Source organism: Achromobacter xylosoxidans (genome assembly GCF_002192695.1).
Taxonomy (GTDB): domain Bacteria; phylum Pseudomonadota; class Gammaproteobacteria; order Burkholderiales; family Burkholderiaceae_B; genus Achromobacter; species Achromobacter xylosoxidans_C.
This window is the reverse complement of the sequence record NZ_MTLG01000101.1, coordinates 14,296-30,732: the sequence shown is the minus strand read 5'-3', so window position 1 is coordinate 30,732 and position 16,437 is coordinate 14,296. Positions and strand designations below refer to the sequence as shown.

14 protein-coding genes and 2 pseudogenes are annotated in these 16,437 nt (G+C 67.3%); 3 read left to right on the top strand and 13 right to left on the bottom strand.

Annotated elements, in window-relative coordinates; translation table 11 throughout:
* Together BRO63_RS24505 and BRO63_RS24500 are read right to left on the bottom strand one after the other, a co-directional pair.
* A pseudogene (locus BRO63_RS24505) lies at window positions 1-270 on the bottom strand (NADP-dependent malic enzyme); the annotation flags it as partial.
* 142 nt (window positions 271-412) lie between these two features.
* Window positions 413-1,300: an FAD-binding protein gene (locus tag BRO63_RS24500; protein ID WP_088142290.1), complete on the bottom strand. Its 888-nt coding sequence runs from the start codon at window positions 1,298-1,300 to the stop codon at window positions 413-415.
* Between the two features lie 43 nt (window positions 1,301-1,343).
* Here BRO63_RS24500 and BRO63_RS24495 point away from each other — a divergent pair, with 43 nt between their 5' ends.
* A complete protein-coding gene (locus BRO63_RS24495; RefSeq protein WP_088142292.1) occupies window positions 1,344-2,504 on the top strand; it encodes a pyridoxal phosphate-dependent aminotransferase in 1,161 nt (386 codons plus the stop codon).
* A gap of 71 nt (window positions 2,505-2,575) precedes the next feature.
* Here BRO63_RS24495 and BRO63_RS24490 read toward each other — a convergent pair whose 3' ends face one another.
* On the bottom strand, window positions 2,576-3,394 hold the full coding sequence (locus BRO63_RS24490; RefSeq protein ID WP_088142289.1) for a lytic transglycosylase domain-containing protein: 819 nt from the start codon (window positions 3,392-3,394) through the stop codon (window positions 2,576-2,578).
* 82 nt (window positions 3,395-3,476) lie between these two features.
* Here BRO63_RS24490 and ubiD point away from each other — a divergent pair, with 82 nt between their 5' ends.
* A complete protein-coding gene (gene ubiD, locus BRO63_RS24485) occupies window positions 3,477-5,021 on the top strand; it encodes a 4-hydroxy-3-polyprenylbenzoate decarboxylase (RefSeq protein ID WP_088142288.1) in 1,545 nt (514 codons plus the stop codon).
* Window positions 5,022-5,057: 36 nt separating this feature from the next.
* On the opposite strand, the gene BRO63_RS24480 is transcribed toward ubiD, so the two are convergent.
* The 10 genes and pseudogenes from BRO63_RS24480 to BRO63_RS24435 form a co-directional block, all read right to left on the bottom strand.
* Window positions 5,058-6,071, bottom strand: a complete 1,014-nt coding sequence (locus BRO63_RS24480) for a CAAX protease (protein WP_256943400.1) — start codon at window positions 6,069-6,071, stop codon at window positions 5,058-5,060.
* Window positions 6,072-6,290: 219 nt separating this feature from the next.
* Window positions 6,291-6,659, bottom strand: coding sequence for a hypothetical protein (locus tag BRO63_RS24475; RefSeq protein WP_088142286.1), 369 nt, complete (start codon window positions 6,657-6,659; stop codon window positions 6,291-6,293).
* 3 nt (window positions 6,660-6,662) lie between these two features.
* On the bottom strand, window positions 6,663-7,079 hold the full coding sequence (locus tag BRO63_RS24470; RefSeq protein WP_088142285.1) for a phage holin family protein: 417 nt from the start codon (window positions 7,077-7,079) through the stop codon (window positions 6,663-6,665).
* 69 nt (window positions 7,080-7,148) lie between these two features.
* Entirely contained in the window at window positions 7,149-7,466 is a 318-nt protein-coding gene (locus tag BRO63_RS24465; RefSeq protein WP_013395739.1) for a DUF883 family protein, read from the bottom strand.
* An 83-nt stretch (window positions 7,467-7,549) separates the two neighbouring features.
* Window positions 7,550-8,275, bottom strand: coding sequence for a hypothetical protein (locus BRO63_RS24460; RefSeq protein WP_373557794.1), 726 nt, complete (start codon window positions 8,273-8,275; stop codon window positions 7,550-7,552).
* Between the two features lie 128 nt (window positions 8,276-8,403).
* On the bottom strand, window positions 8,404-11,133 hold the full coding sequence (locus tag BRO63_RS24455; protein WP_179215204.1) for a nitrate reductase: 2,730 nt from the start codon (window positions 11,131-11,133) through the stop codon (window positions 8,404-8,406).
* Between the two features lie 6 nt (window positions 11,134-11,139).
* Window positions 11,140-12,357 (bottom strand): annotated as a pseudogene (locus BRO63_RS24450) (NAD(P)/FAD-dependent oxidoreductase); the annotation flags it as partial.
* A gap of 8 nt (window positions 12,358-12,365) precedes the next feature.
* On the bottom strand, window positions 12,366-13,241 hold the full coding sequence (locus BRO63_RS24445) for an ABC transporter ATP-binding protein (RefSeq protein WP_088142282.1): 876 nt from the start codon (window positions 13,239-13,241) through the stop codon (window positions 12,366-12,368).
* Between the two features lie 4 nt (window positions 13,242-13,245).
* Window positions 13,246-14,076 carry a nitrate ABC transporter permease gene (gene ntrB, locus BRO63_RS24440; protein WP_088142281.1) on the bottom strand — a complete coding sequence of 277 codons (831 nt, stop codon included), beginning with the start codon at window positions 14,074-14,076 and terminating at the stop codon, window positions 13,246-13,248.
* Between the two features lie 25 nt (window positions 14,077-14,101).
* The gene (locus BRO63_RS24435; RefSeq protein ID WP_088142280.1) at window positions 14,102-15,403 is read right to left on the bottom strand and encodes a CmpA/NrtA family ABC transporter substrate-binding protein; all 1,302 of its coding nucleotides are present in this window, start codon (window positions 15,401-15,403) and stop codon (window positions 14,102-14,104) included.
* Window positions 15,404-15,769: 366 nt separating this feature from the next.
* Here BRO63_RS24435 and BRO63_RS24430 point away from each other — a divergent pair, with 366 nt between their 5' ends.
* Window positions 15,770-16,381 (top strand): ANTAR domain-containing response regulator, encoded by a 612-nt coding sequence (locus BRO63_RS24430; RefSeq protein WP_256943399.1) that lies wholly within the window; start codon window positions 15,770-15,772, stop codon window positions 16,379-16,381.
* Window positions 16,382-16,437 lie beyond the last annotated feature (56 nt).

Genomic DNA, 16,437 nt, shown 5'->3' with positions numbered 1-16,437 from the left:
CACCGGCTTGGAGGCCAGCGCGCCGATGTTGCCCAGGCCCAGCACCGCGGTGCCGTTGGTGATCACGCCCACCAGATTGCCGCGCGCCGTGTAGCGGTACACATTGGCCGGATCAGCCACGATCTCTTCACAGGCCGCCGCCACGCCGGGCGAGTACGCCAGGGCCAGGTCGCGCTGGTTGGTGAGCTGCTTGGTCGGCGTGACCGAGATTTTGCCGGGGCGTCCAAGCTCATGGTATTCGAGGGCGGCTTTGCGGAGATTGGCATCCATAGGGGCGGCTACTGGCTAGAGTGTGTGACACGAAAGGGGGGAATTCTATTCCGATGACAGGCGCCGCGATACCTCGGCAATGCCCGCCTGCCCCTTGGATAGGCATGCGCATCCCATGTTAGCGTCGGCTTACAAATTGTCGCTATTCCGCAATGTGGAATAAGGGAAAGCGTCCGTCGGGATCGAACAGCGCCTTCACCCTGGAATCCAGGCGGGTGGTGGCGAGTCCCGGCGGCTCGCCCTGGCTTGCGGCAGGCGGTGGCGCGGGCGCGGCGTCGGCCAGCGTCACCGATTGCACCCAGGCCAGCGTGCCGCCATGCCCCAGCAGCAGATGCGCCAGATTGACGGTGGCGGGCGCGTCGGGCTTGAGCGCGTCCAGCCGGTAGCGGCCCAGCCAGCGCTCCCCATCCCGGGTGGCGAAGGCATCGCCGCCCGAAGCCAGCTGGAACAACGCCGGAACCAGACGCTGCACGGTGGCCGAACGCAGGGGCTGCACATCCGATTCGCCGAACGGCCCCAGCGTTTCCTCTATGCCGTCCGCCAGCATCACGTCCAGCGCCAGCACCCCGGATTCGGCGCAGCGCCCGGCGGGCCAGTTGGCCTTGGCCGCCAGCCAAGCGGCCAGCGTCAAGTCCGCGGGCAGGCCGGCAAACTGCCGCAGCCCGGCCTGGGCCAGCGCCGCCGCCGGCGTGCCCGGCTGCGCGCGCCAGCGCCCGGTATCGCCGGACAGGCGCACCAAGCCGGTCAGGGCGGACGGATCCACCCTGAGGAGCGGTCCATGAGCCGTCTCGAAAGGCCCTTCCGCCCCCTCCAGCGCCAGCGTCACGCGATATTCGGCGCACAGCGTGCGCGCGTGCGCCACGTCCGCGTCGCGTACAGGCGCCAGCAGGCCCCTGGGACCGCCCTCTCCTGTCTCGCCCAGATCTCGGACCGATCCCTGGCAGAGCAGGCTCAGCCGCTCGATGAAGGCCGACCACGGGCTGCGGACCGGACGACGGCCCATGAGGAAAGCGCGCCGGGATGGCTGCATGACTACAATTCCTTTTTCGCTACAAAACGCCTTCGAGAATCCGATGCCCCGCCTTGCCCATCGCACCAATGACTTCCTGACCTTCCAGGTAATGGAACTATTCAAGCAGGCGCAAGCGCTGCAGGCGGCTGGCAAGGACATTATCAGCCTGGGCATCGGCGAACCGGACTTTACCGCGCCCCCCCAGGTCGTGGAAGCGCTGGAACGCGCGGCGCGCGCCGGCCTCAGCGGCTACAGCCCCTCGGCCGGCCTGACGCCGCTGCGCGAGGCCATCGCCCAGTTCTACCACGAGCAGTTCGGCGCCCGGATCAATCCGTCCCGCGTCATCGTCACCGCGGGCGCGTCCGGCGCCCTGACGCTGGCCTGCGCGGCGCTGGTCAACCAGGGCGGCGAAGTGCTGATGCCAGATCCGTCCTACCCCGCCAACAGCAATTTCGTGCTGGCGGCGGGAGGCGTGCCGCGCCTGATCCCGAGCACGGCGGCCAAGCGCTTCCAGCTGTCGGCGCAGGACGTGGCCAGCCACTGGACGCCCGCCACCCAGGGCGTGCTGGTCGCCTCGCCCAGCAACCCCACCGGCACCTCCATCGACCACGGCGAACTGGCCGAGCTGCTGGCGCAGGTCCGCGCCCGCGACGGCTTCGCCATCGTCGATGAAATCTACCTGGGCCTGTCCTATGAAGGCCAGCCGCGCTCGGCCCTGACGCTGAACGACGACGTCATTGTCATCAACAGCTTCTCGAAGTACTTCCACATGACCGGCTGGCGCCTGGGCTGGATGATCGTGCCCGAGGACATGGTGGCCCCGGTGGAGAAAATCGCCGCCAGCCTGGCGATCTGCGCGCCCACCCTGGCGCAGCACGCCGCGCTGGCCTGCTTCGAGCCGGGCGCGATGAAGACCTTCGAGCACCGCCGCGAGGCCTTTAAACAGCGCCGCGACTACCTGCTGCCGGAATTCGAGCGCATGGGCATCCAGGTGCCGGTCAAGCCGGACGGCGCCTTCTATATCTATGCCGACATCGCCAACCTGGGCATGGACAGCGCCGCGTTCTCGCAGCGCCTGCTGCTGGAAGCCGGCGTGGCCGCCGTGCCTGGCCTGGACTTCGGGCCGGCCCATGGCAGCCACACCATGCGCTTTTCCTACGCCACCGGCCTGGACCGCCTGGAAGAGGCCGTCGCCCGGATCGGCCGGCTGCTGCTGGGCTGATCCCAAAAAACCAAACCCAAAAACAAAGCGCGTCCCAAGGGACGCGCTTTGCATTCAGGCCGGTACGGCGATCAGTCGCGCGCCAGCGCGATCCCGGAAGCCAGCGCCAGGCGGCGGCGTTCCGCCTGCACCTTGGCGCCATAGCCGTTGTCGTCCGGTCCCGTGGCGCCGACGTAGCATGCCAGGCCGCCATCGACCGAACCGCGGCGGTTGATGCAATCGCGCAGAATCGTGGCTCCGACCCCGATATTTGCAGCCGGGTCCAGCGCGGTCTTGCCGACCGCGTCGAATTTGTCCTGGTGCACGCTGGTCATCACCTGCATCAGCCCCTGGGCGCCCACATGGCTTTCGGCCAAGGGGTTGTAGCGGGACTCGATCGCGATCACGGCCAGCACGAGCAGCGGATCCAGCTTCTTTTCGCGGCTGACCTTGTACACGACGTTCAACAGCGGGCCGGTGGCGTCATAGGCGACCTTGTACTTGCGCGAAATATAGTTGCGCAAGGCTTCCGCCTGCGGGCCGGTGGCGCTCATCGCGACAGGCTTGGGCGCCGGGGGGGCGACACGGGCGGGCCCCAGCATGCCTGTGGCATTGCTGGCGGGAGCAGAGGGAACGGCCATGGCAATTGCCGACGCACTGTCGGAACCCAGTTCGGAGCCGGCGTCGAATTCGGTGCCGGCTTGCATGGATGTAGGCGCTAGGGCGGTCAACAAGGCTTTGTGCACTTGCAATGCCTGGTCGCGCAAACCAGGCAGGGCGAATCCCATGCTTACCGTCACAATGACCGCAATGCCCAGATAAACGGAGCAGATGCGCAGGGACTCGGCAAGATATTGGTGCACTCCTTGGGCCAGGCTCCTGAACAGGCTGGCCACTGACGCATCGGGCATAAAACCTCCTGCGTTAAAAAAGAGGGAGTCAATGTTAACCTCTCTGTCTACCCAATATGTAACCAAATAGCTGGGATCTGTAGTGAAATACCGCGACCTTAGAGACTTCATCGCCCAACTTGAACGCATGGGCGACCTCAGACGCATCGCTGCGCCGGTGTCCACCCGGCTGGAAATGACTGAAATATCCGACCGTGTCCTGCGCGCGGAAGGCCCCGCCCTGCTGTTCGAAAACGCGCGGCACAATGGTCAGCCGGCGCAGATGCCGGTGCTGGCCAACCTGTTCGGCACTCCGGCCCGCGTGGCCCGCGGCATGGGCGCCGACGACGTCAGCGCGCTGCGCGACATCGGCGAGCTGCTCGCCTCGCTGCGCGAACCCGAAGCGCCCAAGGGCCTGCGCGACGCGCTGGCCAAGGTCTCGATGCTGAAGTCCGCGTTGTGGGACATGAGCCCCAAGAACGTCAAGAGTCCCGCCTGCCAGGAGATCGTCTGGGAAGGCAAGGACGTGGACCTGAGCCGCCTGCCGATCCAGACCTGCTGGCCCGGCGACGTGGCGCCGCTCCTGACCTGGGGCCTGGTGATCACGCGCGGCCCCAATGCCCGCCGCCAGAACCTGGGCATCTACCGCCAACAGCTGCTGGGCCCCAACAAGCTGATCATGCGCTGGCTGTCGCATCGCGGCGGCGCGCTGGATTTCCGCGACCACGCCCTGGCGCACCCCGGCACCCCCTTCCCCATCGCCGTCGCCCTGGGCGCCGACCCGGCCACCACGCTGGGCGCGGTCACGCCGGTGCCCGACAGCCTGTCCGAATACCAGTTCGCCGGCCTCTTGCGCGGTTCCCGCACCGAGGTCGCGAAAGCGCTGGGCAGCGACCTGTCCGTGCCGGCCTGGGCCGAGATCGTGCTGGAAGGCCATCTGCTGCCGTCCTCCGACCCGCGCGCCATCGCGCCCGTCGTGCCCGAGGGCGTCAATCCGCCGCCGAACACCGATTACGAGATGGCGCTGGAAGGCCCCTACGGCGACCACACCGGCTACTACAACGAGCAGGACTGGTTCCCCGTCTTCACGGTGGAGCGGATCACGATGCGGCGCAATCCCATCTACCACTCCACCTATACCGGCAAACCGCCCGACGAGCCCGCCGTGCTGGGCGTGGCGCTCAACGAGGTCTTCGTGCCGCTGTTGCGCCGCCAGTTGCCCGAGATCGTGGACTTCTACCTGCCGCCGGAAGGCTGCAGCTACCGCCTGGCGGTGGTGTCGATCCGCAAGCAGTACGCCGGACACGCCAAGCGCGTCATGTTCGGCCTGTGGAGCATCCTGCGCCAATTCATGTACACCAAGTTCATCGTGGTGGTGGACGAGGACATCAACCCGCGCGACTGGAAGGAAGTGGTGTGGGCGATGACCACCCGCATGGACCCGGTGCGCGACACCCTGCTGGTCGAAAACACGCCCATCGACTACCTGGACTTCGCCTCGCCGGTATCCGGCCTGGGCGGCAAGATGGGCATGGATGCCACCAACAAGTGGCCCGGCGAAACCAACCGCGAATGGGGCACGCCCATCACCATGGACGCCGAGGTCAAGAAGCGGGTGGATGAGATGTGGGGGCAGTTGGGGCTGTAAACCGCGGGCGGGCGCAGCGCCCCTCCGGCCTGGAATTCAGCGGGGCAGGATCAGAAAGCGGTGATCCTGCCCTGGATCCAGCCGGGCGACCACGGCGCTATTCTCCTGCGCACTGCGCGCAACCAAGCCCGTCAGCACGGCCAACGAATTGATCCGATGCGTCTGCGCCAGATGCTGAAATCGTCTGATTTCAGCCACCGAGCAAGCCCGTCGCGCGTTCCGCAACAGGCCATTGGCCTGCAATAGCCGCAGGTTTTCCGGGTGGATCAGTTCCAGCAGGCTTTCCGCCTTTGCCGCCTTTTCCTCCAAGTGCTGCAAGGCATCGGTCTCGGTCAGCACGCCGTAGCGCTTCCAGGCCGGTTCATGGTGAAACAGGCGATTGCGGAAGTCGCGCAGCGTGGCGACCAGATCGTGCACATGGGCAAGCATCGCGCCAGCCTGGCGCAGCGGCCACTTTCCGCGAAACACGACAGACAAGTGCTTGGGCCAGATCAGCCCCCGCCCCATGAACTCCGCATCCAGCAGAAACTCCCAGGTCGAGAATTCCGTCTTCGCGATGACGCCATGATGCTGCGGCGTGACGTTGCCGCGCGCGGCGTGGCGACGGCGCTGCTCGGCAACATGGTTGCGGGTCGCCTTGGCGAAGTTCTCGCGCACGGCCTGCACCGCATGCGGCGCATCCGCGCCCGCTGCGTAGGAGCGATAGCGCAGTTTGCCGCCCGCCCACCAGAATCGTCCCAGGTCGGCGACAAGCGCCTGATCGATGGCGTTGCGCAAGGTGACTTCCACCGCGCCCATCAACGGGTACAGGGCACCGCAAACATGCGCATTCCATAGATACGCCCCCATCAGTTCCACGTCATTCGCGGGCTGGAATACGGTCTGATAGCTGCTGATGCGTTCATTGGTGATGAATGTATCGATCAGCAGCGGGCGGTACTGCAATGTATGGGGCATATCGCCGAACCTGGAAGAAGAGTCAGGCCGTCGCCGTTGACGATAGCCGATGGAAATACATACAATCTTCGTAAGGTTGGTGATGGCTTCCAATGGGCGCAAGCCTACGACCCATCATGTAAGACCTGATACCCACCCCGGCCTGGAGCCGGGGCTTTTTGTTTTCTGGACTGGCAAATTTCACGCCCAGGGCCAGCCTCCCCCGTTTCCAAATCGCGCAAGACGCCCTGGCTTGGGCCAGGACCGGAAACAGCTACGCATAAAAAAACCCGCCATGCTGCTGGCGGGTTTCTTATAGGGCGGACCGAAGCGTCAACGCCGGCCGGCTTCCGCATCGCCGTCATGGCGTGAACCCTGCCACGCCTTGAACAGCTGCCATCCGATCAGTCCGACGCCGGCGATCTTCAAAAGCTTCGAGCGTTTGCCGCCGCGCATGATCATGGCGGACAGCGACGAGCTGACAATGGGATAGCGCTTCGCAAGGCTGATCGCCTGCAAGGCCCAGCGCGATGCGCCGCCCGACGCGAGGCCGGGCAGCAAGCTCTTGAACAGCGCGGCCGGTTCCAGCTTGCGTCCGGTGGAGGCGATGCTCTGCGCCAACGATTCGCGTTCGATGGCGGCGCGGGCGCGCAGCAGTTCGATGCGCACGGCGCGGTCGACGGTGGGAGACCTTTTTGTCATGCTTCAGCCCTCCTCGCGCCGGCGCGCCTGCGCCTCGTCGTCGTCCTGCGCGTCGCGCACCCGCTCCAGCAGTTCGGCGTCGCGCCCGAGTTCCTCGAGCGTGGCCGCGAACGGCGGCGCGCCGTAGACCAGCCCGTGGCGCACCGCCACCAGCAAGACCACGCCGACCAATCCATAGAAGCCCGCCAAAAGGCCCAGGGCCAGATAGCGGTCTTCAGTAGGCCAGAACGCCACCGCGACCGTGACGGTGAAGACCAGCACCGCCAACGTCAGGAACAGCAACGCAGCAAACGCCATGCCCAAGAGCTTGAGCAGGCGCGCTTTTTCGTCCGCCGCTTCCAGCGCCAGCAGTTCCAGGCGCGTGCGCAACAGCCCGACCACGCTGGAGGCGACGCCGAAAACAGATTTTCGTAGACCCATGGCTGAAAAGGACGCCGGGCGGGAAGCACGGCCTTGCGCCCGCGCCGCCCGCCCGGAGGTCCTGCCCTATCAGCGGCGGCTGATCAGCAAGCCGAGCAGCAGGCCGGTCACGCCTGCGATGCCGATGGCTTGCCAGGGATTGTCGTGCACGTAGTCGTCGGTCGCGCGGGCTGCCTTGCGGCCGCGTTCCAGCACGGCGTCCTGCGCTTCGTACAGCGCTTCGCGCGTGCGCTTCAGGGACGTCAGCGCGCGGTCGCGCAATTCGTTGGCCTTGTCGCCCGTGCTGCTGGCGGCTTCGCGCAGCAAGCTTTCGGCGTCATTCAGGCTGGACTTGACACTGTCGATGAGTTTTTCTTTTGCGACTTCTTCGGATTTTCTCGTGGCCATTATTTGAGCTCCTGTTGTGTGTCAATGACGGAACCATCATACCAGCCGCCATGCGGGACACACGGCGCGCTTGCTACGGGGTGCTACTTGATTTGCGTAATCTCAACGGCGGATTTGACGCCGCCCTGATCGATGTCCTGCTTCATCACCAGATTGATCGCCGGACAGTACCAGTCCGTCACCGTGGTGTTCATGCCGGGGATGGGAATGGTCAGGCCCTGGAATGTGGCCATGGTGGGATCGGAATTGCGGGTGTACGTGATCGGATGGCAGGACTGCGCCCCCAGTGCGGTGGTCACCGAGGTCTTCTGCCCCACGGTTTTCTCGCCGATGCGCACCGTGGTGCTGGGTTGGCCGCCGACGGGTGCCTCCTTGCCGATCTTCAGGCGGAACGACGAGCCGGGCAACTTCTGGCCGGCGCTGAGTTTGCCGTCATACGCGAACAGGCCCAGCATACGCAGGTCGAACTGGCCTTCGGAAGGCTTGGGCGCTTCGCCCGCGCTGGCATAGCGCAGGAAGGTGGCCTGGCCGCCCTTGACCGTCATCAGGTAGTCAAGCTTGGACTTGCCCGGAGGCAGGCCCGCGTAGCTGAACGTGGCCACGCCCTGCACGCGCGCGCGGCAGTTGTCGCCATTGCTTTTTGTAACTTCGGCGAAAGTCAGGTCGGCGCCCAGCGCCAGATTGCCGGTACCGGTCAGTTGTACCGCGCCGCCATCATGCATGAATTGCGCATCGCACACGCCGGCCTGCGCCGCAGCGGCCGCGCCCAGCGCGCCCGCCGTAAAAATCAGGGATGCCATTTTTCGCATCGTCACAAGCCACTCCATGAATCCGGATAGAAACCGCCCGCGCCTGGCGCAAGGCTGGCTTGATACTACACCGGTTGCGAGGCCCGGCGCGTGTCGGAACGTGTCGGCTGCAGCCGCGCCTGCAGCGGCTACGCGGGAACGGCGGCGCGCGCGACCCGGCCGATCAGGGCCTGGATCTCCGGCACGCAGGAACCGCAACCCGTGCCGCAGCCCAGCGTCGATTTCAAGGCCGCCAGGTCGCAACCCCGGGCGATGCCCGCCAGGATCGCGGCTTCGCTCACGCCATTGCAAACACAGACGGCGCGTGAGCGGACCGCGCCCGCGATCCGCCCCGTCAGCAGCGCCGCCACGCTGGCCGGCGCCTCGCCGCCGCCGGCCCAGGACAACAGCGCATCCTGCGCCCGCAGATCGCCCGCCAGCAGGAAGCCGCGCAACACGCCCTGCTCCAGCCGCACCCTGCGCATCTGGCCGCGCGCGGGGTCGTCGAAAGCCACGTCGGGCCCGAGCAGGCCCAGCGCATCCGCCATCGCTTCCAGCATCTCCACCGGCGGCGCGGCGGGAGCCGCCAGACGCATCCGCACCCCGCCCGCGCCCACCGGCAGGACCACCGCGTAGTCGAAACGCCGCAACCACGGCGCCAGGCGCGCGCGCAGCGCGGCGCCGTCGCCCTGCAGCCAGCCCGCGGCCTGCCATGGCAGGCCGGCCGGTTCTGCGGACACGGCGCTGTGCTTGAGTTCCGGCTGGCGCGAAATGGGATCGACGGCCGGATTGGTCAGCGCATTCACCCCCAGCCCCGCCATGTAGGCACTGCCCCAGTGCATGGGCAGGAACGCCTGCCCCTCTGCCAGCGAATCGTCCGCCTGCACGGGTAGCACCACACTACCCCGGCGCGATGCCAGCCTCGCCAGCGCGCCGGATTCCAGCTTCAGCCGGCGCATGTCCTCGGGATGCATGGATACCCAGGGTTCCTCGACATGCTGCGTCAGGACGCGTGCCAGCGAAGTGCGCGCCATGGTGTGCCAATGGTCGCGCAGGCGGCCGGTGGTGAGCCGCAGCGGGTACTCCGGCGTGACGGCCTCCGCGACCGGACGGTAGTCCACGTCGCAGAAGCGGGCGCGTCCGCTGGCAGTGGGAAACACGCCATCGGCATACAGGCGCGCCGTGCCCTGCCCTTGCCGGTACGGCCATTGCTGCGGTCCGCGCATGTGCAGCGTCGCGTAATCCAGGCCGCTGTAGTCCAGGTCCCGGCCCGCCGTCGTGCGGGCATGCTCGGCAAAGACCTCGCTTTCATCCCGATAGGCGAACAGCGCCGCCTTCTCCGGCGCCACGCGGGCGGCCAGGCGCAACGCGACCGCCTGCGCCAGACGCCAGTCCGGCTGCGCGTCGCCGGGCGGTTCGACCGCCGCGCGCACCCGGCTGATGCGCCTTTCCGAATTGGTCACGGTGCCGGATTTCTCGGGCCAGGTCGCGGCCGGCAGCACCAGGTCGGCGTAGGCCAGGGTCTCGGTGCCCGCGTAAGCCTCCTGCACGATGACGAACTCGGCGCGTTCCAGCGCCGCGCGCACGCGGGCCTGGTCCGGCAGGGACTGCGCCGGGTTGGTGGCCGCGATCCACAGCACCTTGATGCGGCCTTCGCGCGCCGCGTCGAACATCTCCAGCGCGGTGACGCCGGGCGCCTGCGGCAAGGCATCCACGCCCCACAGTGCGGCGGTCGCCTCGCGGTCGGCGGCCGACGCGGGATCACGGTGGCCCGGCAGCAGCGTGGCCATGCCGCCCGCCTCCCGTCCGCCCATGGCATTGGGCTGGCCCGTCAGGGAGAACGGCCCGGCGCCCGGCTTGCCGATCTGTCCGGTCGCCAGATGCAGGTGTATCAGCGCGGCGTTCTTGTCGGTGCCGCTGGCCGACTGGTTCAAGCCCATGGTGTAAAGCGACAGCGCCGCGCCCGCCGCGCCGAACCAGCGCGCCGCCTGGACGATGTCCTGCGCCGGCACGCCGCAGATCTCCTGCGCCGCTTGCGGCGTGTACTGCCGCGCGCGCGCCATCAGGGGTTCGAAGCCTTCCGTATGCCGCTGGATGTAGCCGTGGTCCAGCAGCCCCTCCTGCTCCATGACATGGAGCATGGCGTGGAACAGGGCCACATCCGTGCCCGGCGCCAGTGGCAGGTGCAGATCGGCGAACGCCGCGGTGTCGGTGCGCCGCGGATCCGCGACGATCACCTTCATGCCCGGACGCCGCGCCCGCGCGGCCTCCAGCCGCCGGAACAGCACGGGATGCGCATAGGCCATGTTGGAGCCGGCGATCAGCACCGTGTCGGCCAGGTCCAGGTCCTCGTAGCAGGCCGGCGGCGCATCCGCGCCCAGCGTGCGCTTGTAGCCCGAGACCGCGCTGGACATGCACAGGCGCGAATTGGTGTCGATGTTGTTGGTGCCGGCCAGCGCGCGGGCCAGCTTGTTGAAGACCGCGTAGTCCTCGGTCAGCAACTGTCCCGACAGGTAGAAGCCCACGGCGTCCGGGCCATGCCGCGCAATGGTGTCGGCCAGCCTGGCCGCCGCGATGTCCAGCGCCTGGTCCAGCGCGATGGCGCGCAAGGGCTGGCCGCGCGTCTCGCGCCATTGTGCCGACAGGACCCGCGCGCCGTCGCGCCGCACCGTGTCCGCCAGCGCCAGGCCCTTGCTGCAGAGCCTGCCATGGTTGGCCGGATGCTGCTCGTCGCCGCGCACGCGCAGCACGGCGCCATCGCGCGTTGCCACCCGCACGCCGCAGCCGGTGCCGCAATAGCAGCACACCGAGGCCACTTCGCGCACGCCTTGCGGCGCCGCATCCGCGATATCGATCCGCCTAGCCCGGGGCGCGTTCATTCCTTAATCTCCCCCGGCCGCTTCGCCGTGCATGAGCCGCTCGCGCAAAGCGCCGATGCGCCGGCCTTCGCGGATCAGCCGCACATACCAGGCGCTGTCCGCCGTGTCGCCATACAGGCACGCGCCCACCAGCTTGTCGTCGCGGATCACCAGCTTCTTGTAGACGCCGCCCGGCATGTCGGCCAGGGTGATCGACTCGGTCTGCAGGCCTCCGGCGAAATCGCCGGCGGAAAACAGGTCGATGCCGGTGACCTTGAGACGGGTCGAGGTCACGCTGCCTTCGTAGCGGCCGATGCCATGCAGCGCCAGGTGGTTGGCCGCCACCTTGGCCTGTTCGTACAAGGGCGCGACCAGCCCATAGGCGGTGCCGCGATGGCTGACGCATTCGCCCACCGCGTAGATGCGCGGGTCATAGGTCTGCAAGGTGTCGCTGACCACCACGCCACGGTTCACATGCAGGCCGCAGCGTTCGGCCAGTTCGGTGTTGGGCCTGACGCCCACCGCCATCACCACCAGGTCCGCCGCAATCTCTTCCCCGTCCGCGAAGCGCAGCGCGCGCACCCGCCCGTCGGCCCCGCCCAGGATCTCGCGGGTCTGGCGCCCCAGCAGGAACTTCAGGCCGCGCGCCTCCAGGCCGCGGCGCAGCATGGCCGCGGCGCCGCCGTCCAGCTGCCGGTCCAGCAGCGCTTCCCCCAGATGCACCACGGCCACGTCCATGCCGCGCGCGGCCAGGCCGTTGGCGGCCTCCAGGCCCAGCAGGCCGCCGCCTATCACCACCGCGTGCCGGTAGCGCGCAGACGCTTCTATCATGCGGTTCACGTCGCCGATATCGCGGAACGCGACCACCCCATCCAGCTCGCGGCCCGGCACCGGCAGGATGAACGGATTGGAGCCGGTGGCCAGCAGCAGCCGGTCATAAGGCGTCTCGGAACCATCGTCCGCCAGCACGGTGCGCCGGGCGCGGTTCACGCCCACGACCTTGCGGTTCAGCAGCAGGCGGATGCCGTGGCGGACGTACCAATCCTCGTCATTGAGCACGATGTCCTGCACGCTCTGCTCGCCCGTCAGCACCGGTGACAGCAGGATGCGGTTGTAGTTGGGGTACGGCTCGGCGCCGAACACCGTGATCTCGTACAGATCGGGCGCCAGCTTCAGCAGTTCTTCCAGCGTGCGTATGCCCGCCATGCCATTGCCGACCACCACCAGCTTCTGCTTCGCATCCATGGCTGCCTCTAGGCGGCTGCGCGCGATGCGCCGGCCTCGGCCAACGGCTGCGGCTCCGCATCCAGCGCGGCGTTTGCCTGGATTGCCGCTTGCGAGCGTTCGGGATTGCCATGGCGGCGATGCAGGAAGTCCACCACCGCCGCGCGGCACGCCAGATAGGTGGCGTCGTTGGCCAGGCGTACCCGGTCGCGCGGACGGGGCAGAGGCACGGCCAGGATCTCGCCTATGGTCGCGGCCGGGCCGTTGGTCAGCATCACGATGCGGTCGGACAGCAACACCGCCTCGTCGACGTCGTGCGTGACCATGACGGTGGTGGTGCGCGTCTTGGCGACGATCTTCAGCAGCTCGTCCTGCAGGTGCGCACGGGTCAGCGCATCGAGCGCGCCGAAGGGCTCGTCCATCAGCAGCACGCCCGGCTCGATCGCCAGCGCCCGCGCAATGCCGACGCGCTGCTTCATGCCGCCGGAGATCTCGCGCGGCAGCTTGTGTTGCGCTGGCAAGAGTCCCACCAGGTCCAGCGCGGCGCGCGTGCGCTCGGCCAGCTGCGGCCGCTTCTCGGCGGCGCCGAACACCCGCTCCACCGCCAGGTACACGTTCTGGAAGCAGCTCAACCAGGGCAGCAGCGAATGGTTCTGGAACACCACCGCGCGGTCGGGGCCGGGGCCAGTGATCTCGCGCTCGGCGCACAGCAGCACCCCGCTGGTGGGGCGGGTCAGGCCCGCGATGAGATTGAGCAGGGTCGATTTGCCGCAGCCGGAATGGCCGATCAGCGTGATGAACTCGCCCTGCGCCACGGTCAGGTCGACGTCGCGCAGCGCCACGAATGCGCCCTTGCGGGTGTTGAACGTCTGGCCCACGCGTTCGATGCGTACATGTTTCTTCATGGCGCTATTCCTCGGTGTAGGTGTAGCGGCGGGCCAGGGCAACCAATAGGGTTTCCAGCAGCAGCCCGACGATGCCGATCACGAAAATGGCGATGACGATGTGCTCCACTTTCAGGTTGTTCCATTCGTCCCAGAGCCAGAAGCCGATGCCCGTGCCGCCGGTCAGCATCTCCGCCGCCACGATCACCAGCCACGCGGTGCCGATGGACAGGCGCACGCCGGTCAGCATGTAGGGCAGCACGGCGGGCAGCAGCACCTTGGTGGTCACCTTCCATTCGGACAGGTTCAGCACCCGCGCCACGTTCAGGTAGTCCTGTGGCACGCGCGCCACGCCGACGGCGGTGTTGATGATCATCGGCCAGATAGAACAGATGAAGATGGCCCAGATGGCGGCCGGATTGGCCGCCTTGAACAGCAGCAACCCCAGCGGCAGCCAGGCCAGCGGCGACACCGGCCGCAGCAGGCTGACAATGGGCGAGAACATCGCGCGCACCGCCGCATAGCGGCCGATGGCGAAGCCCGCGGGTATGCCGACCAGCGCGGCCAGGCCGAAGCCGACCGCCACGCGCTGCAGCGATGCCAGCAGGTTCCAGCCTATGCCCTTGTCATTGGGACCGTTGTCGTAGAACGGATCGGAAAACAGTTCGACGGCGGCGCGCCAGGTGACGCCCGGCGTGGGAATTTCCGGTATCCGCATCGCCACCACCTGCCACACCAGCACGAACAGCGCGAAGCCGGCCACGGGCCCCACCACGGCCCGCAGCGCGGACTCCAGGCGTTCGCGCCACAGGGCGATGAGTTCATCGCCGCGGCTCATACTCGTTACGCTAGACATCGCATGCCCCTTTTCGTATCGGCGCTCAGGCCTTGACCTTGAATCCGTCGGCGTAGGCGGCAGGGTTGCTGCCGTCCCAGACCACGCCGTCGATGAGTTTCGAAGTACGCATCTCGCTGGCCGGCAGCGCCACGCCGGCGGCCTGCGCGGCCTGCTTGTAGAGGTCGATCCGGTTGATCTGTTTCGCCATCGCCAGATAGTCGGGATGTTCCTTCAGCAGCCCCCAGCGCTTGTGCTGCGTCAGGAACCACATGCCGTCGCTGAGGTACGGAAAATTGGCTGCGCCATCGGCGTGAAAGCGCATGGCGTGCTCGTCCGTCCAGCTTTTCCCCAACCCATCGTCGTAGCGGCCCAGCATGCGGTCGACGATGCCGCTGGCGTCCGTATTGACGTAGGACTTGGCCGCGATGGTCTCGGCGGTTTTCTGGCGGTTGGCGGGCGAGGCGTCTATCCACTTGCTGGCTTCGAGTATGGCGGCCGTAACCGCGCGCGCGGTGTTCGGGTGGCGCGCCACGAAGTCCGCGCTCGTGCCCAGCACCTTCTCGGGATGGTCGGTCCAGATGCCCTGCGAAGTGACGGCGGTGTAGCCGATCTTGTCCAGGATGGCGCGAGCGCCCCAGGGTTCGCCCACGCAGTAGCCGTCCATATTGCCCACGCGCATGTTGGCGACCATCTGCGGCGGCGGCACGGTGATGACCTTGGCGTCCTTCATGGGATGGATGCCGTAGGTCGCCAGCCAGTAGTACAGCCACATCGCGTGCGTGCCGGTGGGAAAGGTCTGGGCAAAGGTGTATTCGCGCTTGTCGGACGCCATCAGCTTGGCCAGCGATTCGCCGTCGCGCACGCCCGCGGCCAGCAGCTTGTTCGACAGCGTGATGGCCTGGCCGTTCTGGTTCAGGCTCATCAGCACGGCCATGTCCTTCTTCGGTCCGCCTATGCCCAGGTGCACGCCGTAGACCAGGCCGTAAAGCACGTGCGCCATGTCCAGCTCGCCGTTCATGAGCTTGTCGCGCACGGCGGCCCAGGACGCTTCCTTGGAAGGCGTGATCGTCACGCCGTGCTTCTTGTCCAGGCCCAGCACCGAGGCCATCACGACCGAGGCGCAGTCGGTCAGCGGAATGAAGCCGATCTTGACCTCGGTCTTCTCGGGCGCGTCGGTGCCGGCGGCCCAGGCGCCGGCACGCACCAGCGGATCGACCAGCGACAGCAGGCTGGCGCCGGCCACCGCGCGCGCCGTGCCGCAAAGCCATTTGCGGCGTGCGGCGTTGGCGCCGAGATCCCCGGCTGCGGCGGCGTCGGTGGAGGGGCTATGGGTCGATGGCGTCATGCATGGCTCCTGGCAAAAAAAACGTCCCGCGCGCCATGGATTCCCATCCGGTGGCGCTGCGGAACGTCGTTGTCCCTAGCCGCAGGTTGCGGCGCGTTGCGTCGGGCAACCTTCGTTGGCCGCCCGATTCCACTGAAGCAAACGGTGTGCCAGAAAGGAAAAAACATGGCTTGAGGGGCCGCCAGGCCGCGCCCGCGCTGGCGCTGCCTCACCAACCGGCGCGCGCTGCGGAACAACGGAAAACAGGGCGCGAACCAACTTGGTGCGCAGCCGGTTGCGGCAGTGCACCATCCGCGTGCGGTCCGCGCTCCGCGGCTGTGCGCCACCGGCTGCCCGCGCCACGAAATGCGATGGCATGGAACTTGCATGACTGAAAGCATCAGGGGGAATCTCATGCTCAAGGTCATGCTGCTCAACGATGGCGAAGGACGCGCGGCGTCGCTGCGGCAAACGCTGGCCGCGGCGGGCGTACATGTCGTGGCCGAAATGGCGCCGGACATGGACCTGGCCGCCGCCATCGCGCAAGCCGCACCCGACGTCGTGTTGATAGACAGCGACGCGCCCGGCCGCGACACGCTGGAGAACGTCTGCGTCGCCAGCGAGCACAGCGACCGCCCGGTGGTGATGTTCACCGACAACGGCAATCGCGAAACCATACGCAGCGCCTTGCGCGCCGGGGTCGCCGCCTACGTGGTGGGCGACGTGCCCGCCGGACGCATCGAGCCGCTGCTGACGGTGGCGATCGAGCGCTTCGCCATGGAGAAGTCGCGGCGCGAGGAACTGCGCGAGGCGCAATCGCGCCTGGCCGACCGCCAATGGGTGGAAAAGGCCAAGGGCATCCTGATGAAGGCGCGCTCGATTTCCGAGGACGAGGCCCACGGCCTGTTGCGCCAGCGCGCCATGCAAAGCCAGAAGCGGCTGGGCGAGGTCGCCCGCGAAGTCGTGGAGATGAGCGCCTGGCTGGGCAAATCCACTTAATAAGCTTTGGTTATATGGAACAAAGAAATCAAAAGTTGTGGGGATGAAGCCCCCTT